Genomic DNA, 24,166 nt, shown 5'->3' with positions numbered 1-24,166 from the left:
TGAACTACTACTATTGGAAAACAACCCACCAAATGAACTTATTCTAACAAACCGCCGTATGCGGAACCGCATGTACGGTGGTGTGAGAGGACAGTGAGGGAAATAATCCCTCACTTCCTACTCGATTAATAATTTGTCTCATGGTTTACGAAATTAGCCTAAAATAGTTAATTTTATAGTTATTAGCCTATTTAGGCAAATTTTTACTTAATTAGCCTAAATGGGCTAATTAAGTAAACGTACCCTTTGATAACAGATTGAACTATGCAAGCAGTTATAACAGCCGATATCGTGAATTCTACTTGCCTGACTGATGAAAAGTTATCCCGTTTAATGGATGATATCAGGGAAATAATTGCCTGGCCCGATAAAATCGAATTTTTCCGTGGAGATAGCTATCAGGCATTTATACGGCAAGGGACATCTGCCTTAAGGAAAGCCGTGATGTGTAGACTAAAAGCAATCTCATATGGAGAAGGTGCCAGGATTGACATCAGACAAAGTATCAGTCTGGGCAAAGTCTCCAAGCCGGTAGATTCTGTGGGACGGCATATTGAGCCTGTGTTTGTTAAGTCCGGTCGTTTATTCGACAAAATGGCAACCGAAAGGCGAACAACTATAACAAGTGAGCTTGATCCGCCTTTTGATCTAATATTAGATATCCTCTCACGGTACATAGACGAACTTATAAGTAAAGTAACTGTTAATCAGGCTATTATATTGAATTTGCTGGCTTTAAATAAATCACAAACAGAGGTTGCATGTATATTAGAAAAGACACCAGCAACTGTAAATAAACAAATTCGCGCTTCAAAATATCGGGATATTGAAGAATTGATTTCAGATTTTGAAAAACTTACCCAAAAGATTTCTGAACATGGACAATAGCTATATCTGGTTAACCAAAATCATATTAGCACATATGCTGAGTGATTTCTTTTTTCAAAAAAATAGTTGGGTGAAGGACAGAGAAAAGCGCAGGCTAGTATCTCCCTATCTTTACTTACATATCCTTATAACAGCGATTACTGCTATTGTAATGGTGGGATTCGTATATTGGAAAACAATCCTGATTATTACCTGCTCACACTATGTAATAGACCTTCTAAAGTCTTATGCAAAGCCTTCCTTCAAAACTTTTATCATTGATCAAATAGCCCATTTGTTAGTATTAATACTTTGTTGGAGTATGGTTTTTGAAAAATTCCCTTCTCTGAATACACTCTCAAATTTTTATCACTCGAGTCAATTCTGGATTTTAGGTGCTGCCATTTATTTCCTGACATTTCCATCTTCAATAATTGTTGGCCAGGCCACCAGAAAATGGTCTACTCAGTTGCTTGATCAGTCTACAGCCATACCTAATCCATCTTTAGGGTTGCTGAATGCCGGGAAATACATTGGCATCATTGAACGGTTATTGATTTGCTTCCTGGTGTATCAAAATCAATATGAAGCAGTCGGATTGTTTATAACCGGCAAAAGTATCCTGCGATATAACTCGCAAAATGAAGAGGTTAAAACGGAATACCTACTCGTTGGGACACTAGTAAGTATGTTATTGGCATTTTCGGTTGCAATCCTGCTTAAACAAATACCCCTATTTTTTAGTTAATCCCCTCATTTACCCTTTCTAACCCCCTCCCGGTTTTCTATTTATTAGATTTTATTCAAAAAATTAAGCCTGTTGTTGAAATAATTGTATTTTTCACTTGTAGGTGTTGGATAATTAAAATCCAGTTGTATTTTTGTTCCACAATTCAAAAAGAAATGACATCACAGACGACTTTCGGTTTTTTTGGCTTTTATTATTTCTGGTACCAGGAATAGGGAGGTCGTTTGTAAACTAAGATAAAAGAAACTACAAAAGAGGCCTCCCGCGAAACGGGGGGCCTTTTTTAATTTTAGCAATAAATATTATATGTCAAAATTCACAACGTATTTTTTTTATTATTTCTCTTACTTCTTTTATGCGAAGAAGCCGGGGACTCGTTTGCGATAATCGAACTTAACATATAACAAGTTTAAAGCAAAGGGTCCCGTTGTCGGGGCCCTTTCTGTTTCAGGTAACTAGTTGCTACAACAACTAAAAAAATATAAAAATCAACTAATTAAACATGAAAATTGCGATTCAGGGGTTTGAAGGATGTTTCCACCAGGTGGCTGCTCAGTCATATTTCGGGAAAAATACCGAAATAGAATGTTGCGCATCCTTCGCTGAGCTGGTCAGAAAAGTTAAATCTCAGCCTGACGTTGATGCAGGCATCATGGCCATCGAAAACTCCATCGCCGGCAGCATCTTACCGAACTACAGCCTTATCAAAAACTCAGGGCTGCACGTCACCGGGGAAATCTACCTGCAGATCAATCAACACCTGATGGTATTACCCGGACAAACCATGGACGATATCAGAGAAGTACACTCCCACCCAATGGCATTATTGCAGTGTATGGACTTCCTGGAAAAATATCCCCACATCAAATTGGTAGAAACAGAAGATACCGCCCTCAGCGCTAAACATGTTCGAAGCAAAAAATTAAAATCTACCGCAGCCATCGCCGGCAAACTGGCCGCTGAAATATTTGAACTCGATATCATCGCTCCAAATATTCATACCAATAAAAACAACTATACCCGATTCCTTGCCATCTCCAAGAATCCGGTAGAAACCGCACCAGACGCTAACAAAGCATCCGTGTATTTTCAAACAAGTCATGAAAGAGGCAGTCTCGCAGAAGTGCTTACCCGAATTGCCAACGCAGGGATCAACTTATCCAAACTGCAATCTTTCCCCATCCCGGCCAAAGTATGGAACTACTACTTCCACGCCGATATGGAATTCGAAAACCTGGAAAGCTTCCAGAAAGCACTCAAAGAAATTGAACAACATACCGAACACCTCAAAGTGTTAGGTATCTATAAAAAAGGTAAAACTCATTAAGCCGATTATATGCAGATACAGGTAGCTAAAAGATTACAAGGCACGGAAGAATACTACTTCTCTAAGAAGCTGCGCGAAATAGAACAGATGAACCAGGAAGGAACCAGGGTAATTAACCTCGGTATCGGTAGCCCCGATCTCCCTCCGCACCCATCCGTAGTGGAAGCACTGCACACCAATGCAGCCCTCCCAAACACGCACGCTTATCAGGGCTATAAAGGTATTCCTGCACTGCGTAAAGCCATGGCCGACTGGTACCACCGCTTTTATCACGTGACGCTGAACCCGGATACGGAAGTGCTGCCACTCATCGGTTCCAAAGAAGGGATCATGCACATCTGCATGACCTACCTGCAAACCGGCGACGAAGCACTGGTGCCTAATCCAGGTTATCCAACCTACCGCTCTGCCGTTAATCTAAGTGGTGCTACTGTCAGAGATTATGATCTCACCGCCGAAAATAACTGGCTGCCTGATCTCGACGCACTGGCCAACACGGACCTGAGCAAAGTGAAATTAATGTGGGTAAATTACCCGAATATGCCTACCGGCGCTAAAGCTACCCGCGAATTCGCCAAAAAGCTGATCGCCTTCGGTAAAGCACATAACATCCTCATTTGCCACGATAATCCGTACAGCTTTATCCTGAATGATGAGCCGGTGAGCCTCCTCCAGGAAGAAGGCGCCATGGACGTTGTACTGGAATTAAACTCCCTCAGCAAATCATCCAACATGGCCGGATGGCGTGTAGGCATGCTGGTGGGAAAAGCGGAATTCCTTAACGAAGTACTGCGATTCAAAAGCAATATGGACTCAGGGATGTTCCAGCCACTGCAAATGGCCGCTGTAAAAGCACTGGAGCTCGGGAAAGACTGGTACGATTCACTCAACGCCATCTACCGTGCACGCAGAGAAAAAGTATTCCAACTGCTGGATATGCTGCACTGCGAATACGATACCAACCAGGTAGGCATGTTCGTATGGGCGAAGATCCCCGCTGCATTTCAGACTGGTTATGAACTGAGCGATAAAGTATTGTACGATGCACGCGTGTTCATCACTCCTGGTGGCATCTTTGGCAGTAACGGTAACGGCTATATCAGGGTGAGTCTTTGTCAGGACGTTAAAGTATTTGACGAGGCCATCTCAAGAATTCAAACAGCACTCAATAAATAAAACGATGATAGCAACAGTAATAGGAACGGGTTTGATCGGTGGCTCACTGGCCATCTCCCTGAAAGAAAAGGGAGTGGCGCAGCATGTCATCGGTGTAGACCAGTCAGCCGCACACCTGGCGCGTGCCAAAGAGCTGGGCATCATCGATGAGGCAGCCACATTGGATGCCGCACTCGAACGTAGTGACCTGATCGTACTGGCCATACCTGTAGATGGTTTGCTGAAACTGTTACCGCAGATCATGGATAAAGTGAAGCCAGGACAGGTTATCATGGATGTAGGATCAACTAAAAACATCATTCTGCAACTCGTTGCCGGTCATCCCAACAGAGGTCGCTTTGTAGCCGCCCATCCGATGGCCGGCACGGAGTATTCCGGGCCAGAAGCTGCTGTACAAAACCTTTTCACGAACAAAACGATTGTACTGTGTGATGTGAAAAACAGTGACGAAGATGCACTGGAAATGATTGAAAATATGGTGGATAGGTTACAAATGCGCACCGTATATATGAATGCGGAAGAGCATGACCTGCATACGGCCTACATCTCCCACATCTCCCATATCACCTCCTTTGCACTGGCACTGACCGTATTAAAGAAGGAAAAGGAACAGGGACGCATTTTTGAACTGGCAAGCGGTGGTTTTGAATCTACCGTGCGCCTGGCGAAAAGCTCTCCGGATATGTGGGTGCCCATCTTCAAACATAACCGCAACAATGTGCTGGACGTGCTGGAAGAACATATTCACCAGCTGGAACAGATGAAAACATTGCTCGAAGAAGAGGATTACGATACCATTTACAAACTCATTCAGAAATCAAACAAAATCAGGAAAATCCTGAAATAACATAAAATCTACTTAAACGCAGTAACTTAATACTATGGAACAGCATACCACAATGGAGCAAATTCTTGCTAACACCAAATTCTCCGATCCTTCATCGGATAAAAAGCCGTTGATCATTTCCGGCCCTTGCAGTGCAGAAACAGAGGAGCAGGTACTCGCTACCGCACTGAGATTACAGAAAACAGGTAAAGTGGACGTTTTACGCGCCGGTATCTGGAAACCACGTACCCGTCCGGGTTCTTTCGAAGGTATTGGTACCAAAGGTTTACCTTGGTTACAGAAAGCCAAAGAACTGACCGGCTTACCAGTAGCAGTGGAAGTAGCTACCGCTAAACAAGTGGAAGATGCCCTGCACTTTGGTGTGGACATCCTGTGGGTAGGAGCCCGTACTACTGTGAATCCTTTCTCTGTACAGGAAGTGGCTGACGCGCTGAAAGGTGTGGATACTACTGTGCTGATCAAAAACCCGATCAACCCTGATCTGGAACTCTGGCTCGGCGCTGTGGAAAGAATTCAGAAAGCTGGTATTAGTAAAGTAGGCCTGATCCATCGTGGCTTCTCCAGCTATGGTAACACTACATACCGCAATGCTCCAATGTGGCACCTGGCAATCGAACTGAAACGTCGCATGCCTGAACTTCCAATGATCTGCGATCCAAGCCATATCTCCGGCCGCCGCGATATCCTGCAGGAAGTTTCTCAGGAAGCAATCGACCTGGATTACGATGGTCTGATGCTGGAAACCCACATCGATCCGGATAACGCATGGAGCGATGCCAAACAACAGGTTACACCTGAAAGACTGGCAGAAATCCTCGACGGTATGGTATGGCGTCGTGAGCACACCGATAAGAAAGACTTCAACTCTGCCCTGGAAAAACTGCGTGCGCAAATCAACCAGGTAGATGATGAAATCATGCTGCTGCTGGGCAACCGTATGAAAATTGCAGAGAAAATCGGCCAGTACAAAAAAGAAAATAATATCACCATCCTGCAAACTAACCGTTGGAATGAAATCCTGGAACGCAGCATCGCTAAAGGCGAGAAACTGGGTCTCACAAAAGAATTCATTACCAAATACTTTGATGCTGTTCACCTGGAGTCCATCAACCGCCAGAACAGGATCATGAACGAAGACAAGTAAGCAGGTATGAAAATACAAACGCACCAATTCAAGCAGCAGGCCTCCCGCTATTTTCTTGGCGAGAGCCTGCTGCAACTGGGCAACCACGTGGATAAAAATCGTTCCGTACTCGTTATTGACGAAAACGTAGAGCGGTATCACGGGGATAAATTGCGCGACTGGAAAAAGATCGTTGTTTCCGCAGGAGAAGATGTGAAAAACATGAGTACTGTGGAAAAGATCATCGATGGGCTCATCAGTTTTGAGGCCGACCGCAAAACTACCCTGGTAGGCATTGGCGGTGGTATGATGACGGATGTGGCCGGGTTTGCCGCCAGTATTTATATGCGTGGCATACCATTCGGCTTTGTGCCAACTACGCTGCTTGCGCAGGTAGATGCAAGCATCGGTGGGAAGAATGGCGTGAGTCATGGTAAACTGAAGAACTTACTGGGCACCATTACACAGCCTGAATTTATTCTCTTCGATTATACCTTACCGTTATCTATGCCGGATGAAGAATGGCATAACGGTTTTGCAGAGATCATCAAGTACGCCTGTATCATGGATGCGGAGTTATTTGATTACCTCGAACAAAATAAAGAGAAAGCCCTGGCCCGCGATGTGGAAGTATTACAGTACCTGGTAGAGAAATCTGTGGATGCGAAAACAAAGGTGGTGCTGGAAGATGAGTTTGAAACTGGACCGCGCCGCTGGCTCAACTTCGGGCATACGCTTGGCCATGCGGTAGAAAAGCTGGAGCATATTGCACATGGTAACGCTGTGGCAATAGGGATGGTGGCAGCAGCACGTTTCTCCGAGCTGCTGATGGGTTTCCCGAAGGAACAAACTGCCCGGCTAATTAAATTGATTACAGATTACCAACTGCCTGTTGCCTTTACGTCAGATAAAGATGCCGTGTACGATATCTTTAAGCTGGATAAAAAGCGGGAGAAGAATGATATTCACTTTGTGTTGCTGGAAACGATAGGAAAGGCTACGACCAAGGCGGTTCCTATTACTGAGCTGAAGTCAATGATGGAGCAGTTGTAAATTTTTTCTAACTAACTAAAACGGCTATACGAATTATATGCAAGTTACTGTATCACCCGCCAGCATTTCCGGAACGGTTACGGCCAATCCATCTAAAAGCGCCATGCAGCGTGCGGTAGCAGCTGCCCTGCTGGCAAATGGAAAGAGCATTATCCGTAATCCAGGCCTGAGCAACGATTGCCTGGCAGCGCTGGATGTGGCCGAAAAACTCGGCGCCACGGTAATCCGTAAGCCTGAACTGATTGAGATCAGCAGCAATGGCATACAGCCACGTTTTGATGAGATCAACTGCGGGGAGTCCGGACTGGGCATCCGTATGTTTACGCCTATTGCGGCGCTGGCATCTCAGCCAATTACTATTAACGGCCATGGTAGTTTAACTACCCGTCCGATGAACTTTTTTGAGGAAGTACTGCCGCAGCTGGATGTGAAAATCACTTCCCGCGAAGGCAAGCTGCCACTGCATATACAGGGACCGCTGCAGCCGAAGGATATTACCATTGACGGCAGTCTGAGCTCACAGTTTCTGACTGGCCTGCTGATGGCTTATGGTGCTAATGCAGAAGAGGTGACTATCACCGTGCAGGACCTGAAAAGCAAACCATACATTGCGTTAACCTTACAACTGATGTCGCACTTTGGTGTGAACGTTCAGCAACAAAATTTTGAAACCTTCCATTTCGGTAAAAAACAACAATATCAAGCAAAGGATTATACCGTGGAAGGGGACTGGAGTGGCGCTGCCTTTTTGCTGGTAGCCGCTGCTGTGGCGGGAAAAGCGGAAGTACATCATCTCAACACCGAATCTGCTCAATCCGATAAAGCTATTCTGGACGCATTGCGCAGCGCAGGGGCTTACCTGATGCCGGGCATGTTTACCATCAACATTGAAAAAGATGGGTTGAAAGCTTTTGAGTTTGATGCTACTGATTGTCCGGATCTGTTTCCGCCGCTGGTAGCACTGGCTGCTAACTGTAAGGGCACTACGAAAATTCTGGGAGTGAGCCGTTTGGCGCACAAAGAGAGTGACCGTGGTATTACCCTGCAACAGGAATTTGGGAAGATGGGTATTGTAATTGAGCTCAACGGCGACGAAATGCTGGTCCATGGCGGAACTGGTATCAAAGGTGCTACCGTAAGCTCACACAACGATCACCGTATTGCCATGGCTTGTGCAGTGGCAGCATTAACGGCAGATGCTCCGGTTGTAATTGAACATGCAGAAGCGATCAACAAATCATATCCTGAGTTCTACGATCACCTGCAAACGATCGGCGGTAAAGTAGACGTAGCGGTAAATGCTTAAAGGATTATCAACAATATTCATCTTAAAATAATAGTGTGTGAACAGTTTTGGCAGATTATTCAGGGTTAATGTATTCGGAGAATCCCATGGCGCCAGCGTTGGTGTAAATATCGACGGTGTGCCTGCCGGTGTTCCCCTGAAGCAGGAAGATTTCCTGGCAGACCTGGAAAGGCGCAAAGGTGGCTCAAGAGGCACTACTCCCCGTAAGGAAGAAGATCTCCCTTTCCTGAAATCAGGTGTTTTCAATGATTATACCACTGGTGCGCCGGTGACCATTATGTTTGAAAACAACAATACCCGTAGCACGGATTATGAGAAACTGCGGGAGTTTCCGCGTCCGGGCCATGCCGACTTTGTAGCCACTGAAAAATATGGTGGTTTTGAAGATTACCGGGGAGGTGGTCACTTTAGTGGTCGCCTTACCCTGAACCTGGTAGCGGCAGGTGTGATTGCCAAAAAGATCCTGGGAGATACCGTAAAGGTGAATGCCTACATTACCGAAGTAGGGGGCAACCCTGACCCGGAAGCAGGCCTGGAAGCAGCTATTGCGGCCAAGGATTCCGTAGGAGGGATTGTAGAATGTACGGTAGATGGCTTACCTATCGGCCTGGGCGAGCCTTTCTTCGATTCTTTGGAGTCGAGTCTGGCCCACGCGGTATTTGCCATCCCGGCTATCAAGGGCATTGAATTCGGTGCTGGCTTTGCAGCTGCAAAGATGAAAGGCCTGGAGCATAATGATCCTATCCTGGATAAAACCGGGAAAACAGCTACGAATCACGCCGGTGGTGTGGTAGGTGGTATCAGCAATGGCAACCAGCTGGTTTTTCGTATAGCCGTGAAACCAACTTCCAGTACCCCTAAGGAACAGCAAACCCTCAATATTAAGAGCGGCGAGGTGGAAACGTTTAGTGTAAAAGGTCGTCATGATTTGTGTATTGCACTGCGTGTGCCGGTAGTGCTGGAAGCGGTGACTGCAATGGTGCTGGCAGATTTTATGCTGCTGGAGCAACGCAGGCCGCGGGTGTTTAAGCAGGCGTAAGTACAGATTGAAATATTAGCAGAAGGAGCCGGCCCGGGAGGGTCGGCTTTTTTTGTGCTGTTTTTTTGCCAAACTCAGGAGAACGAAACAGTTTTATGGGACAATACTCAGTTTCACTTATTCCACTGCCATTGTACGGAAGTCCAAAAGCAAAATCCTGGATTTTGCCCCCCAATGGATAAATTTCCTACCGTTCAACCAATTTTTTCCCCTTTTTTTCATTTATGCTTTCGATTGCAAAGCCTTTTTTATATTTTGGTGCAAGCAATCATAAAACCACGCTATGAACTATAACGATTCAAGAAGGAGCTTTCTGAAGCAGGCAGCGCTGGCTTCGCTGGCAGTTGCCACTCCCGGCCTGCTGATGGCCGCAGGGAAGCCTCATACCCGCAAAATCGGGCCTAACGAAAAGGTAAACATCGCCTTTATTGGTATTGGTAACAGGGGAGGAGAGATTGCCCAGGCGCTCTACAAAACCGGCCTGGCAAACGTCGTAGCACTCTGCGATGTGGACATGGGCGCACCACACACCCTGGAGGTAATGAAAATGTTCCCTAACGTGCCACGTTTCCAGGACTTCCGTCAGATGTTCGATAAGATGGGTAACCAGATCGATGCCGTTTCTGTTGGCGTCCCTGACTTCTCCCATTTCCCAATCACCATGATGGCAATTGGACTGGGCAAGCATGTGTATGTGGAAAAGCCAATGGCACGTACTTTCAACGAGGTGGAGCTGATGATGAAGGCAGCCCGCAAAAACCCGAAAGTGGTAACACAGATGGGCAACCAGGGACACTCAGAAGCTAACTATTTCCAGTTCAAAGCCTGGAAAGATGCCGGTATCATCAAAGATGTTACTGCTATTACGGCGCACATGAACTCCCCGCGCCGCTGGCATGGATGGGATCCGAATATCAAGTCGTTCCCGGCAGCAGAAAAGGCGCCCGATACGCTCGACTGGAATATCTGGCAAATGACCACGCAGGGGCACTCTTATAATAAGGATTTCGTAAATGGCCAGTGGCGTTGCTGGTTCGACTTTGGTATGGGCGCACTGGGCGACTGGGGCGCACACATCATCGATACGGCTCACCAGTTCCTTGACCTGGGCCTGCCGTACGAAGTAGATCCACTGAAACTCAGCGGTCATAATAATTTCTTCTACCCGATGAGTACCACTCTGGCATTTAAATTCCCTAAAAGAGGAAATATGCCGGCGCTGGACATCACCTGGTACGATGGTGTGGATAACCTTCCGCCAATTCCAAATGGTTACGGTGTACAAGGGCTCGATCCGAATATCCCCCCGCCAAGCAATGGTCCTATCAAACCAGCTAAACTGAATCCTGGTAAAATCATTTATAGTAAAGACCTCACTTTTAAAGGTGGTTCACACGGTAGTACCCTGTCCATTATTCCGGAGGAGAAAGCGAAGGAAATGGCAGGCAAATTGCCGGTTGTACCTAAGAGTCCTTCCAACCATTTCGAGAACTTCCTGAAGGCTTGTAAAGGCGAAGAACAAACACGTTCACCATTTGCGATTGCAGGGCCGCTGAGCCAGGTGTTCTGCTTAGGTGTGCTCGCACAATGGACTGGTGAAAAAATTAAGTTTGATCGTGAGAAGAAAGTGATTACAAGTAGTAAACATGCAAATGAATTGTTAGTAGGGCCTCCGCCGAGAAAAGGCTGGGAGCAGTATTATAAAGTATAATGTTGGAAAGGGGCTTCGGCCCCTTTTTTTATGGAGTTTGAGAAGTTGTCGAGTGATGAATTAATTTGAATAATTACTGTAGCCTGATTATTTTTGATGGTCATATTTAGTTGGAGAATTATTTCGGCTAGAATGATGCATGTAAAGCTGTACAACCAAAATTTATACCCTAGCCACCTATTTTACTGTGCCAAGGTGCTGATTAGATCTATACCTATTTTATGTTAAAGAGAATTGCCCTGATTTTAGTCCTGCTGTTGACTTATGTTTTTGCTGATGCGCAATCAAACGAGCCATCTTATAAAAAGGAATTGTGGAAATTACCGGTGCCTACTACACCTAATGCTGCTGCGCTTGGGAAGTTTGGAGATATCCAGGTAGGGTTGGCCACTGGAATTCCTTCGATCGATGTTCCCATTTTTAATTATTCAGATGGCAGCAAGAATTTGAATGTCCCAATTCAGTTGCGTTATCATGCTGGGGGATATAAGGTGGAAGACATGGCCTCAAATGTTGGATTAGGCTGGGCTTTAGATGCCGGAGGTATGATATCGAGAGCCATGAACGGTACGCCGGATGAGCGGCCAGGGGGATATCTGTTAACAGATTCATTACCTGATATTGAAACTCATGTTCCGGAATTATTCAATTACTTTTGGGGAGATAATAATGAGCCAGGAACAGGGCAAGCCATAACATGGGGGAATGCACGAAAAACTAATATTGTTCTTGATAGTATTGAAAATAGGGATAGGGATGGCCAGGCAGATTTATTTAACATTAGCGCGCCAGGGCTGTCTGCTAAATTTGTTTTTACCAAGGATAGGAAGGCTCATTTAATTACACAGCAGAATTTGACTATAAGCTTTACAGGTAATATTGATGATTATTTAGGTGGGAATATCGATACATTCAGAGTAGTGGATAATGGGACTGGCATTAATTACGTTTTTGCAGTTAAAGAAAATCAAACCGTTGCTTCCTTTGCCGGAGGACCACCACGTGGGGTTGAAGGTAAAAGTTACATATCCAATTGGCATCTGAAATATGTTATTTCGGCTGATAAAAAGGATACTATAAGTTTTGAATACGACCGACTTTCGGGAGCTTTAGAATATGAAGGTATGTTCTCCGAATCACGTTCCTTCAAATTAACAGACTTCTGGGGATCTTCAGGAGCAGCCTATAGTGGAACAATCAGCAGTGCCATACTTGTCGTTCATGAGCCAATTAGATTGAAGCAGATTTTATTTCCTGATAGCACTGTTGTTAGATTTGACTACAAATTGGCCAGGAAGGACTATACAAGAGATAGTGCACTTACCAGTATTATAATCAAAAATCGGGAACAGCAAAAAAAGTTCAACCTTACTTATGATTATTTTGATGCGAGGTGTGTAGATAATGATTGTATATCAATAGTGCCGACAGATCTCCCGAATGATTTTAGTAAAAAATTGAAACTGCTTCGTGTAAATCAGGTTGATGCAAATGAGAACATGCTTCCTCCGTACGAATTTACCTACGATAGTAATCTCCTCCCTGGCCGTAGATCCAATGCACAAGACCATTGGGGTTATTATAATGGTAAGGATGCCAATACACTTATTCCAGAGTTTTACATATTTAAACAAAATCTCCCAGGAGGGCACGTCGGAGGGGCACTTAGGGATGCTGATCCGAATTTTGCCAAAGCTGGAATTTTGGAAATGATAAAATATCCTACCGGCGGTTCCACAAGACTATTTTATGAAGGTAATAATGTGTTCAGTCCCAATTATTTCTATGATCAAACAACGCAAAATGTCAATTTTGTAAAACAAGAGTCGGGTCTTCACAAAAGTTTGCCGTTGCCAGATAGAGCGCCTGGAGATACAGTGCCAATTACGATACGGAGCGATAGTCCATTTAAACTGGATACGGACGAAACAGAAAATCAAGTGCCAACTGGTGGAAATATTGAAGTGACCATCAGAAGCACAGATTTGACTTACTTAAAAACAATAGTATGTCCGACGGAGAGTTTGATGGGGGGCGTTTTTGAAAAGTTGGTATTACCGTTAGGTAAGAACTATGAAGTATTTTTTAATGCAGATTATCTTACCAATATTAATCCGGATTATGAGCTCAAACTAATTTATACCTATACGATTAAACCCGTTCCTAGAGCCGTAGGGGGGCTTAGAGTTGCTAAAACGGAAGATTATGATGGTGTAAATGGTGAGCCTTTGGTAACTAGCTATAATTATGCGGCCATTGATGGGCCTACTTCGGGAGTAGTTCAAGAGATCCCAAATTATTCTTACTATTATACTACTCATATTTTCTGGGTTACTGAAGGTGGTGGGTTTCCATATCCCATCATCTATAATAATATTAATTTTGTATCAACTCCTGCACAAGCATTATCTTATTTTCAAGGAAGCCCGGTGATATACAATCGTGTAAAAGTCTCTAAGGGCAAATCTTCTACGCCACTTGGTTACACAATTCACACTTTTACCAGTTTTGAAAGAGCACCTAATGCTATATATGATTATCCTTATGTGCAGCAACAACCTTTAGAATGGAAACAGGGGTTGCCACTAACTGATTCAGTTTACAATGTGAATGGAAATTTGATTAAAACAATTACTAACGAATATAGTTTTCATGGCGAAGGTCTATCTAATAATAACAGCAGAAACCTATTGACGTTAACAGTTCAGACAGATAGTGAAGATACCCGTCAAAATATTGTTTTTGGAGCAAGAAGCTATTACTGGATGTATGGAAGATCTGAGTTGAATAAAAAAACAACAAGGGAGTACTTGCCTGGTGGTACTTTTGAACAGGTGATAGACTACTCCTATTATCCCGATAACTACCAGCTTTCTAAACAACGTACCTATAGCAGTAGTGGTGAAACATATGAATCACGATTTTACTACGTAAATAACTTTAACCAGGGTGTCCTTCCGGCCAATACTGCAACATATAATGGGCACAAGCTCGTATCTCAGGAGGATTGGATGCAAAAGAACGGCAATTGGTTTCTCAGAAATGCCTCTGTTTCCAATTTTGAGGTGTACAATAATATTGTTAGGCCATCAAAAATTTCCATGGCGCCGTTGACGCCTACACCGGAATCTACTGCCGGCGTATTTAATCCGGCTGTTTTATATCGTATCCCTGGAATGACTGAGGAAGTTAACTTCGATAAATACGATACACAGGGTAATGTAACGGAGGTGAAGTTTAGAAATAAACCTGTTAATTCCCTGATTTGGGATCAAAATTCTCCTCAGCAACCAGTTGCTACCATCGAAAATGCCCGTTTAGAGGAAGTGTTTTATACCAGTTTTGAAGATGCTACCGGCACGGCGGATGCGAATGCCGTTACCGGAGATAAGGTATTGTTAGGTAGTTTTAGCATTCCATTTACAATTCCGGCAAATTCGACACGTAGTTATATGCTTACCTACTGGACCTCAGTTGGAAATAGCTGGGAGTTGCATAGAGAACCTTATACCGCCCCTAAAACGATAGTAGCAACTAAGATAGATGAGGTAAGAGTATTGCCAGTTGATGCCATGATGACAACTTATACCGCCAAGCCGTTGGTAGGTATTACGAGTACAAACGATCCTAAAAACCTGGTGTCTAAATATGAATATGACCCATTCTTAAGATTAATGCAGATCCGGGATATTCAACAAAATATTTTGAAGAAGTTTGAGTATTCCTATAATGCCCCGACGGCCCCAGGCCAGATTTATCGGAGCGCAGCCATCAGTCAGGCGTTCACTAAAAATGATTGTGCGGTCGGATACGCCGGAACTACTGTTACATATGCAGTGGCTGCAGGGAAATATAGCTCTACTATTTCAGCGACAGATGCCACTAATAAAGCCTGGGCGGAATTGAATGCAAATGGCCAGCAATACGCGAACACCAATGGGCAATGTATTGCAACAGGATGCACGGTGAATAACTGTGCTGGTCCGGGCAAGCGTTGCGTTGGTAATAATTGTGAAACGGGTATTAAAATCTGTACCAGCTCCGTGTATAATTCATCCACAACGATGTACGATTGTACTTTTCACTATGAATGGAGTGATAATGTTTGGTCCGCCGACTTCATCGAAAGCTCCCCTTACGAATGTTTAATTAATTAGAATAAGATCTTAAATATGAAAGCTGTTTTCTCTTTGGCCTGTTTTCTGATGTTTGCGGCAATTAATGTGGCCAGTGCCCAAGTCAAGATAAATGCACATGACGCTGGAATATGTAAACGAATGAAAGATAGTTTGTTTGTTAGCAGTACTCAGCTGGATAGTTTGCAGATAATTACGATTGGACTCTCACAGCAAAAACAAGCGGCGAGGTTAAGTACGACTGATCAGGAGTTACTACGGTCGAAAATGCAGGCAATTGAAAATAGCCGGGACTCCCTCTTCCGGAACGTGCTTACTTCAGAGCAGTTTCGGTTGTATAAAGCGAAGAAAGGATATTTTCTGAACGGTAGTTCTAATTGATCCGGTGTGCCCGGTGCTAATTGAATGCCTGATAGTATCTATGCGCAAAATTATTGCTGGATACAATGTTTTTAACACCTAGTTCCTTATACTGTGAAAAGAAGTTTGATTATCCTTATTTGTGCCTTTATCCAGAGTATTGCCATTGCTCAGGAAAACAAGCCGGTTGTGGTGCAGCCCGTAATATATCCACCTGTGACTTACCCTAACGGTTACACGAATCCTGCCATTAATTATGTACGAACCTGGGAACCAGCTGTTCCTTTGACAAATGCAGCTGAAGTTTCTAGTCGAACAAAGCCTGTAAGCCAGGTGAAAGAACAAACGGCTTATGTCGATGGCCTTGGCCGCCCCATCCAAGCAATAGTGAAAGGTATAAGTCCGCAGGGCGGTGACCTGGTAACACCCATGGTGTACGATCAGTTTGGCAGAGAAGTGCTCAAATATCTCCCATATACCTCAACTACCAGCGATGGTAACCTAAAGCTAAATCCGTTTGCAGAACAGCAGCAGTTTTATCAGGGTTATCCGGCAGCGCAGCAGAATACTATTTACTACAGTGAAACTGAATTTGAAGCATCACCGCTAAACCGGCCACTAAAAAGTTATGCCCCTGGTAACAGCTGGGCTAAAAATTATGGTAGCCATCCTGTAGAACAGCAGTATCTGGTAAATGAAGCAGGTGATCAGGTAGTTAATTGGATAGTGGATAATAGTGGGAACACAATTGCTGCCGGGTATTATGCCGCAGGTACTTTGTTCAAAGAAATTACGATCAATGAAGATGGTGCAAAGGTGATAAGTTTTAAAGATAAAAGCAGTCACCTGATCCTAAAGAAAGTGGAAGAAACCTCCAACCATACCAGTGCCTATACAGGTTGGTTGAGTACCTATTATGTGTATGATGATATGGAGTTACTACGGACGGTGATTCCTCCTTTGGCGGTAGCAAAAATTGTTGATCAGTGGAGTCTAAGTGCAGTAAAGGACGAACTTTGTTTTCAGTATAATTACGATACACGTGCCCGTTTAACTGAAAAGAGGATTCCTGGTGCTGCGATGGTGGAAATGGTATATGATACCCGTGACAGGTTGGTGTTTAGCCGCGATGGGAATATGCGTGCAAAGGGTGATTGGATGGTTATGTTTTATGATGGATTGAACAGACCAGTGGAAACTGCTATCTATCATCCTGCAGTAGCTACTGATCGTCCGGCTTTGCAAGCTGCCATGAACGCAGTTGATGGTACAACAGGACAACAGCAATTCACCTTTGCAGGAATAGATAACCTGGTAATGGCCACGGATCAAAACAAGTCACTTTATGAGGCAAGAGTGAGTATCGAACTTGTCGATGGATATAACAGCAATACCGGTGATAAAGAATATATCATTAACCCTAACCTGACCACCGGACAAGCATCTTTGCTGGTAACCAATCCGTTACCAAATGTAACTGAAGCAGAGCTCACCCCGCTGACCTTTACCTTTTATGATAATTATACTTACCCGGGTGTGATTGCACCGGTTGGATTTAATTTTAATCCTTATAAAGATGCTAATGCAGTCGGTCCAATTGATCCGGTACAGGTATTAAGCACGCAAGGATTGGTTACTGGTGTCCGTACGAGAGTATTGGGGACGAACACCTGGCTTACCACCAGTACTTACTATGACGATAAAGGACGTGCTATTGAAGTGGCGGTAGATAATTATAACAGCGGCAGGCATACCATCCACACGATGTACGACTTTACAGGTAAAGTGTTGATTACCCATGAACAGCATACCAACCCATCCAGTGCGAAACAGTCGAACATCGATGTGATTACACGCAGCGCCTATGATGCAGCAGGCAGATTACTGACTGTTACCAAACGATTTAATGATGATCCCAGTCTAGAGCGGATAGTTCTATCCAATACTTATGATGCGAACGGTCAGTTGCAGAAAAAAGACCTGGGAGTTGGTAATGATGGAATTGCACTGACATCTATTAATTACGACTACAATATTCGTGGCTGGCTAACCGGGATGAATAAAAATTACGTAGCCACTGGTACTGGTGATCGTACCTACTTTGGGCAAATCTTGTCTTACGATAAAGGTTTTGATGAAAAATCTTTTGGAGGAGACATTGCCGGCCAGCAATGGCGTGGATACAATGATCCCGTTGCCAGGGCCTACGGTTATAAATACGATAAGGCCAGCAGACTCCTGGCAGCGGACTTTAGCCAGCAGAATGGTGGTCCATCTGACGCCTGGACACAGAACCTGGTAAACTTTTCTGTATCTAACCTGAACTATGATGCCAATGGCAATATCCTGGGAATGAAACAGGAAGGTATAGCAGGAGGAGTCAATACGGTAGTTGATAATCTGCAGTATCGATATATTAACAACAGTAATAAGCTGGAATCTGTAAATGATAATGGCGGTACATCAGTAGCTTTAGGTGATTTCAAAAACTCGCCTGCTGATGGGGTGGACTATGCTTATGATGTGAATGGAAACCAGACCAGTGATAATAATAAGGGAATTACCCATATTGATTATAATTTTCTGAACCTGCCGCAAGAGATCACTGTAGGTACAAAAGGTAGTATTAGTTATTTATATGATGCCTCGGGGGCTAAGTTAAGAAAAACTGTCACTGACAAAACTGTGTCTCCGGTTAAAACAACTGTGACTGACTATTTGCTAGGTTTGGTTTTTCGTGACAATGTAATGGAATTAATCGGTCACGAAGAAGGCAGGCTAAGGGTCGTTAATAAGGATGGTGTCGCCCCGTTATATATTTACGATTACTTTCTAAAGGACCACCTGGGTAATGTTCGTACTGTATTGACTGAGCATAATGATCAAACGATTTATGCTGCCACGATGGAAACGGCTAAGTCCTCTACTGAGGAAGCATTATTCAGCAATGTTTCTACCACCCGCGCGGATTTACCAGTAGGTTATCCTGCGGATGAAACTACCGATGCTAATAAATTTGCTTCCAAACTCAATGGAGGAACTGATAAGAAAGTGGGTGCTTCATTAGTGTTGCGTGTAATGGCAGGTGATACAGTAAAAATGGGAACGAAGGCCTTCTACAAATCTACAATAGGGCAAAAGAAGAATGCTTCCAAGGAAGAAATACTGAGTTCCCTCCTGAACGCCTTCGGCGAAAGTACCGGAAATGGAGGTCATGGGAGCACAGTGATGAATCGCACGCCAGCCAGCAACCTAACCGGTAATGATCTGCGCAAGCTTGCGGAGAAAAACCCGGATCAAGGCGCAGTGGATAAGCCTCGTGCTTATCTGAACTATGTACTGTTTGATGATCAGTTTAAGCTGGTAGACCATAATAGTGGTCTGAAGCAGGTAGCTGCTACTCCGGATGAGCTGCAAACCTTGGCGACTGGTGATGTTGTGATGGAAAAAAGTGGATTTCTGTATATTTATACCAGTAATGAAACTAACCAGGATGTGTACTTTGATAACCTGGTGGTGACGCATAACGGAGGGCCGGTGCTGGAGGAAACGCATTATTATCCGTTTGGGTTGACGATGGCGGGAATTAGTTCCAATGCGTTGGTGGGAAGTAATTATCCTGAAAACCGCTTGAAATCTAATGGGAAAGAACTTCAAAGTAAAGAGTTTGGGGATGGTAGTGGACTGGAGTGGTCTGATTACGGCGCGAGGATGTATGATGTGCAGGTAGGAAGATGGAGTGTCATTGATCCTGTAAGTGATGTGTCAAGAAGTTGGACGCCATATAATTTTGCTTACAATAACCCAATTCGATTTATCGACCCAGATGGAATGTTAGCTTATAATTGGAATACTCAAACTTACCAAGATGATAAAGGTAATGAGGTGCCTATGGATGAAGCAATGAGGCAAATTAATGCGCTTGGTAAAAATGTCTACCAAGCTAAAGATACAAAATCCAGCGAAGATCCCCAGAAAGCCAATAATAATGCAGGATATATGTTTAAAAATCCAATTTGGAATAAGCCTTGGATACAGCAAACAGAATATACCAGGAGATCAAAAAATCAATATTTTACCTTTGACTCGAAAAAAACTAAAACTAAATCTAAAGGACCTGCTGCCGTTGACTACTGGGCTAGTAAGTTATTACAGGCAACCATAGGAACTGCAGCAGGTAGAGGTGCAGAGTATTTTGTGAATTTTATGCAAGGATTAGGCTACGTGAGTGAAGCGGGCAGTATTGCAGGTGACCTTACGGCATCTATAGGTGTTGGCGTTGGTTTATCTACACTATCAGACTTAGGAGTATCGTACGAAGAAATAGGGACTTATGTTGAAGCAGAGGCATGGTATGGTGTTACCCAATTTAATGGTCTAACTGGAAAATTAGAAGCAGTGGATTACTACGGATCAGAAAAGATAGATGTACAGGTTGGATATAAAAGAATTGAAAGAGTTGTAAATACAGCTACTAATCGCATATTGTTTACAAGAGTTGTCAATTATGCTATTTCGCCAAATCTAATTAATAGCAGTTTGCCGGCATTACCAAAAATAGATTTCGGAAAAATAAAATGATATGAAATTGAGAATAGTTAGTATGTTAAGGATTTTAGTCTACGTGCTATTGGTATGCATCGTTATTAGCTTTTTACGATTTAGGTTGACTTTTATCATCTTGAGTGAATTTTCTAGAATTAGGTATCAGGACAATCTAACAACAATGGGTTGGATGTCCATGCAAATGTGGCCATTAATTTATTCTATATGTGCCTGTTGGGTTACACATTCCATTGGTACGAATTCTAAAATATTATGGACCCTGGGAGGTGTTCTAGATGTTTTAATTTACTTTCTAAGTATCATGATTATTGTTTTCTTTAACAATTACCACTATCAGCCGGAAGCAGTTGCGCTACTAAGTGCAACTGAAAATATTTTTCTACTTTTTCTTTTTCAGTTTTTGAAAAAGAAAGTGTTGCGATTTTTGGTAACTCAATAACATCACTTGTGAATATCGGAAGAAACAGAATTTGTGATTACTAAAAATGAAAAATTCCATAATATTTATCTTGTTTTTTAATGTGTGCTGCCTATCGGTATTAATGGTACTCAGGTTTTTTCATTACTATTCAACAGAGATATTTTCGTATTTATTGTGGTTTTATATTGAAGGCTTAAGTCTAGGGCTATTCTTATATCCAATAGTACAACTATTTGCTAAGAGATTTTCCATCGGCCTTATTTTGAAATTTATCATTGATGGATTGATATGCCTCTTAATAATCAATCTCCTTTCATTTTGGGCTGATCGCGATTTTTTAACATTGGAGCTGTTCGGGACAAAAGAAAGATCTGCTGTGAATGAAAATAACAAGCTGATTCATATTATAACACTATTAAGCTTGATAATCACTAGTATCATAATTGAGCTGCATAGACGAAGATTGGAAAGGAAAGACAGGGCTCAATGAATATCTGGGGACTGTCTCACTAAGTGTGTAAACTTTAAAACCGGAGAATCAAATTGATAATTATATTCTCACCATTTTATCAAATATAGTTAAGAACTGATTAAGGATCATGCCCCAGATTTGAGGTGAACCCAATTATTTAGACAAAATGATCAGAACTTTATTTTAAGTAAAAATGTAGATGGGTATTTTATTTAACTGGTCACATAAGATAAAGCGGATACCAAGCCTGGTAGCCGCTTTAATCTTATAAAATTTAATTCGCCTTCACCCACTTATACCCAATCGTCGTTACCCCCTCACCATCATTCCTTTTCTGCTCCTTCAATGTCCCATTCGTTTCATCAAATGTAGCAGTGAAATTATACGTTAATGGCATGGCAGTACCGCCGCTAGCAATGGTAGCTTCCATTTTTGTGATATTGTTATTGCCGCAGCTAAATGTTACTGCAGCGCCCTCATAGAAATAATAATACATTGCCGGATTCGCTACAAAAAATGGTTTCAGCGTATTGACCTTGTCGTCATAAGTATAATTAGCGCTGATAGTAAAAACGCTGCTGCCGGAGCCATTCTCATTTTGGTAAAAGCTGGCGTCCTTGTTGGTAAACGTAGCAATGTTACCGTTGTTGTACGTAAATTCCAGGTAGCTCAGGATGCGACTACCTGGGGTAGCCGTTGGCAGTGTATCCTTGGTACCTACCAATAATACCTGTTTGTTGGCATTCAGGGAGATAATAACCGTATCCGGCTTCGCCGCATTGGGATTCAACCTTACACGCATGATTTTGTTGGTTTGGTAAATCAGCGTGTCTACCGCAACACCATGTGTTTCCGTACGTTTCACTTTGCGACAAACTTTGTCGTTGTCATACATGAACTCGTAGGTAGAAGTGAATTTTTTCGACTCCTCATCACCGGCAAAAAACTTGCTGACGGTATAGTCGGCATTATATACAAAACTATCCAGTGGAATACCATCATACGTAATCACCGTTGGGAAATATACACTTACCACCGGGTCAATAGGGGTAGGAGGTGCATCATCAGTCTTGGAACAGGAGCTAATCACAGTCGATAAAGCCAGGGCTGCCGCTGCCAGTCGGGTAAACTTTGTTTTCATATAGGATTTAGGTTATTTTACAAAGATGCAAATTTTTCATTATTTGATATAGTAAGGAAATGACAGTACTTGACAAGTTCAAAAAAATAATAAAAGATATTTTTGTCTTTTATTAATCCAGCAATTACCTTTGTATTGATAACTTTTACGAACAACTACATGGCTATCTTTTCTAAAACATGCGAGTACGCAATGCGTGCAGTTTTTTATGTGGCACAAAAGTCACATGAAGGACAAAAGGTAGGCATCAAAGAAATCGCGGAACAGATAAATTCACCGGAAGCCTTTCTGGCAAAGATTCTCCAGAAACTAAGCCGGGAGCGATTAATACAATCCGTAAAAGGACCTAACGGTGGCTTCTACTTCGATGCAGTATCACTCAACCGACCGCTCGCCGATATCGTATCCGCCGTAGATGGCAACGAAATTTTTACCGGCTGTGGCCTCGGATTAACCTATTGCTCAGAAAGCAATCCATGCCCGCTCCATGATGAATTTAAAAAAGTTAGAAACCAGATCACCCACATGCTGAATCATACCACCATCGGTAAATTCAACCTGGGCCTGATTAAAGGAAAATTTACCCTCAATAAATAGTTCCTTTTTTTTGAAAAAATAAAGGACAAAAAAGTCTTTTAATATTTTAAAACAGATAACAGATGACAGCGGATCAGAAACAACTCGTAAAAGCAACTGTGCCAGTGCTCAAAGAACACGGTGTATTACTCACCTCTCACTTCTATAACAGAATGTTTACCCATAACCCGGAACTCAGGCACGTATTCAACATGGGCAACCAGGTAAATGGAAAACAACATACCGCCCTCGCCATGGCCGTACTGGCCTATGCGGAGCATATCGATAACCCGGCTGTACTCATGCCGGTTGTCGACAGCATCGGACACAAACACACCAGTCTCAGTATCCGCGCGGAACATTACGCCATCGTAGGTAAACACCTGCTGGCATCCATCTCTGAAGTATTGGGAGATGCCGCCACACCAGCACTCATCGAAGCCTGGGCAACCGCCTATAACCAACTGGCAGGCATCATGAGCGGCCATGAACAATCTCTCTATAATAAACAACTGGAAAAAAATGGCGGCTGGACAGGTTGGAAACCTTTCGTAGTAAAACAGAAAGTACCCGAATCAGCAGAAATAACATCTTTCTACCTTTACCCGGCAGATAATGGACCTGTAGCCGATTTTCAGCCAGGCCAGTACATCAGTCTGCGTCTGTTCCTGCCGGAACTGAACTTACTGCAACCCCGCCAATACAGCATTTCCTGTGCACCTAACGGCCAATACTACCGCATCTCCGTAAAAAGAGAAGCTGGAGCCGTTCACCCGGATGGCCTGATCAGCAACCGCCTCCATGATCATATCAGCGAAGGAGAAATAGTGGAATTATCCGCACCCGCCGGTACGTTTTATTTGGACCATACCAACGAGCGACCTAAAGTATTCATCAGTGGCGGGGTAGGACAAACACCTCTCATGGCCATGCTGGAAGCACTTACGGTAAAACAACCCCATACCGCCATCACCTGGGTACACGGCTGCCGCAACGAGTCGGTACACGCCTTCAAAGACCAACTGGCCACCCTGGCAGATAATCACAACAACTTCAATCACCATATATTTTACGACCAACCCGAAGTAAAGGCGCAATATACCGGCTGGGTCGACCTCGCAGCCATCAAAGACGAAGTGCTGCAGGAAAACGCTGAGTACTACATCTGCGGACCCACACCATTCATCAAAAAACACTACGGCTTCCTCGTGGAAAACGGCATCAACACCGCCTCCATTCACTTCGAAGAATTTGGTCCCGCATCTTTACAACTAAACAACTAAATACCTAAACACGC

Annotated in this window: 16 protein-coding genes; 15 read left to right on the top strand and 1 reads right to left on the bottom strand. The window is 43.4% G+C overall.

The window, feature by feature from the left end:
• Window positions 1-264 precede the first annotated feature (264 nt).
• From KW844_RS22295 to KW844_RS22235, 13 genes are all read left to right on the top strand, one after another.
• Entirely contained in the window at window positions 265-888 is a 624-nt protein-coding gene (locus KW844_RS22295) for a hypothetical protein (RefSeq protein ID WP_218378999.1), read from the top strand.
• Window positions 878-1,615: a DUF3307 domain-containing protein gene (locus tag KW844_RS22290; RefSeq protein WP_218378998.1), complete on the top strand. Its 738-nt coding sequence runs from the start codon at window positions 878-880 to the stop codon at window positions 1,613-1,615. Before KW844_RS22295 ends, KW844_RS22290 begins: the two co-directional genes overlap by 11 nt.
• A gap of 502 nt (window positions 1,616-2,117) precedes the next feature.
• On the top strand, window positions 2,118-2,942 hold the full coding sequence (locus tag KW844_RS22285; protein WP_218378997.1) for a prephenate dehydratase: 825 nt from the start codon (window positions 2,118-2,120) through the stop codon (window positions 2,940-2,942).
• Between the two features lie 9 nt (window positions 2,943-2,951).
• Entirely contained in the window at window positions 2,952-4,118 is a 1,167-nt protein-coding gene (locus tag KW844_RS22280) for a pyridoxal phosphate-dependent aminotransferase (protein ID WP_218378996.1), read from the top strand.
• A 4-nt stretch (window positions 4,119-4,122) separates the two neighbouring features.
• Window positions 4,123-4,965: a prephenate dehydrogenase gene (locus tag KW844_RS22275; protein ID WP_218378995.1), complete on the top strand. Its 843-nt coding sequence runs from the start codon at window positions 4,123-4,125 to the stop codon at window positions 4,963-4,965.
• Window positions 4,966-4,999: 34 nt separating this feature from the next.
• Window positions 5,000-6,109, top strand: coding sequence for a chorismate mutase (locus KW844_RS22270; protein WP_255578580.1), 1,110 nt, complete (start codon window positions 5,000-5,002; stop codon window positions 6,107-6,109).
• Between the two features lie 6 nt (window positions 6,110-6,115).
• Entirely contained in the window at window positions 6,116-7,141 is a 1,026-nt protein-coding gene (gene aroB, locus KW844_RS22265; protein ID WP_218378994.1) for a 3-dehydroquinate synthase, read from the top strand.
• A 37-nt stretch (window positions 7,142-7,178) separates the two neighbouring features.
• Complete coding sequence (gene aroA, locus KW844_RS22260; protein ID WP_218378993.1) at window positions 7,179-8,447, top strand: 3-phosphoshikimate 1-carboxyvinyltransferase; 1,269 nt, start codon at window positions 7,179-7,181, stop codon at window positions 8,445-8,447.
• A 37-nt stretch (window positions 8,448-8,484) separates the two neighbouring features.
• Complete coding sequence (locus KW844_RS22255) at window positions 8,485-9,486, top strand: chorismate synthase (RefSeq protein WP_218378992.1); 1,002 nt, start codon at window positions 8,485-8,487, stop codon at window positions 9,484-9,486.
• 283 nt (window positions 9,487-9,769) lie between these two features.
• Window positions 9,770-11,197: a Gfo/Idh/MocA family oxidoreductase gene (locus tag KW844_RS22250; protein ID WP_218378991.1), complete on the top strand. Its 1,428-nt coding sequence runs from the start codon at window positions 9,770-9,772 to the stop codon at window positions 11,195-11,197.
• A gap of 221 nt (window positions 11,198-11,418) precedes the next feature.
• The gene (locus KW844_RS22245) at window positions 11,419-15,354 is read left to right on the top strand and encodes a DUF5977 domain-containing protein (protein ID WP_218378990.1); all 3,936 of its coding nucleotides are present in this window, start codon (window positions 11,419-11,421) and stop codon (window positions 15,352-15,354) included.
• 15 nt (window positions 15,355-15,369) lie between these two features.
• The gene (locus KW844_RS22240) at window positions 15,370-15,714 is read left to right on the top strand and encodes a hypothetical protein (RefSeq protein ID WP_218378989.1); all 345 of its coding nucleotides are present in this window, start codon (window positions 15,370-15,372) and stop codon (window positions 15,712-15,714) included.
• 93 nt (window positions 15,715-15,807) lie between these two features.
• Window positions 15,808-20,274 (top strand): DUF6443 domain-containing protein, encoded by a 4,467-nt coding sequence (locus KW844_RS22235; RefSeq protein ID WP_218378988.1) that lies wholly within the window; start codon window positions 15,808-15,810, stop codon window positions 20,272-20,274.
• A 1,152-nt stretch (window positions 20,275-21,426) separates the two neighbouring features.
• Here KW844_RS22235 and KW844_RS22230 read toward each other — a convergent pair.
• Window positions 21,427-22,293 (bottom strand): hypothetical protein, encoded by an 867-nt coding sequence (locus tag KW844_RS22230; RefSeq protein ID WP_218378987.1) that lies wholly within the window; start codon window positions 22,291-22,293, stop codon window positions 21,427-21,429.
• A gap of 159 nt (window positions 22,294-22,452) precedes the next feature.
• Between KW844_RS22230 and KW844_RS22225 the strand changes: the two genes are divergently transcribed.
• Window positions 22,453-22,890 carry an Rrf2 family transcriptional regulator gene (locus KW844_RS22225; protein WP_255578579.1) on the top strand — a complete coding sequence of 146 codons (438 nt, stop codon included), beginning with the start codon at window positions 22,453-22,455 and terminating at the stop codon, window positions 22,888-22,890.
• 62 nt (window positions 22,891-22,952) lie between these two features.
• A complete protein-coding gene (gene hmpA, locus KW844_RS22220; RefSeq protein ID WP_218378986.1) occupies window positions 22,953-24,152 on the top strand; it encodes an NO-inducible flavohemoprotein in 1,200 nt (399 codons plus the stop codon).
• Window positions 24,153-24,166 lie beyond the last annotated feature (14 nt).

The sequence above is a fragment of the Chitinophaga sp. sic0106 genome (assembly GCF_019219075.1).
GTDB lineage: Bacteria > Bacteroidota > Bacteroidia > Chitinophagales > Chitinophagaceae > Chitinophaga.
This window is presented reverse-complemented; position numbering and strand designations above follow the sequence as displayed.

Bases quoted from the DNA above. Each gene is read 5' to 3' on its own strand.
- KW844_RS22240 (WP_218378989.1), top strand. From the start codon at position 15,370: ATGAAAGCTGTTTTCTCTTTGGCCTGTTTTCTGATGTTTGCGGCAATT.
- aroA (WP_218378993.1), top strand. From the start codon at position 7,179: ATGCAAGTTACTGTATCACCCGCCAGCATTTCCGGAACGGTTACGGCC.
- KW844_RS22230 (WP_218378987.1), bottom strand. From the start codon at position 22,293: ATGAAAACAAAGTTTACCCGACTGGCAGCGGCAGCCCTGGCTTTATCG.
- KW844_RS22275 (WP_218378995.1), top strand. From the start codon at position 4,123: ATGATAGCAACAGTAATAGGAACGGGTTTGATCGGTGGCTCACTGGCC.
- hmpA (WP_218378986.1), top strand. From the start codon at position 22,953: ATGACAGCGGATCAGAAACAACTCGTAAAAGCAACTGTGCCAGTGCTC.
- KW844_RS22290 (WP_218378998.1), top strand. From the start codon at position 878: ATGGACAATAGCTATATCTGGTTAACCAAAATCATATTAGCACATATG.
- aroB (WP_218378994.1), top strand. From the start codon at position 6,116: ATGAAAATACAAACGCACCAATTCAAGCAGCAGGCCTCCCGCTATTTT.
- KW844_RS22285 (WP_218378997.1), top strand. From the start codon at position 2,118: ATGAAAATTGCGATTCAGGGGTTTGAAGGATGTTTCCACCAGGTGGCT.
- KW844_RS22295 (WP_218378999.1), top strand. From the start codon at position 265: ATGCAAGCAGTTATAACAGCCGATATCGTGAATTCTACTTGCCTGACT.
- KW844_RS22245 (WP_218378990.1), top strand. From the start codon at position 11,419: ATGTTAAAGAGAATTGCCCTGATTTTAGTCCTGCTGTTGACTTATGTT.
- KW844_RS22270 (WP_255578580.1), top strand. From the start codon at position 5,000: ATGGAACAGCATACCACAATGGAGCAAATTCTTGCTAACACCAAATTC.
- KW844_RS22280 (WP_218378996.1), top strand. From the start codon at position 2,952: ATGCAGATACAGGTAGCTAAAAGATTACAAGGCACGGAAGAATACTAC.
- KW844_RS22250 (WP_218378991.1), top strand. From the start codon at position 9,770: ATGAACTATAACGATTCAAGAAGGAGCTTTCTGAAGCAGGCAGCGCTG.
- KW844_RS22225 (WP_255578579.1), top strand. From the start codon at position 22,453: ATGGCTATCTTTTCTAAAACATGCGAGTACGCAATGCGTGCAGTTTTT.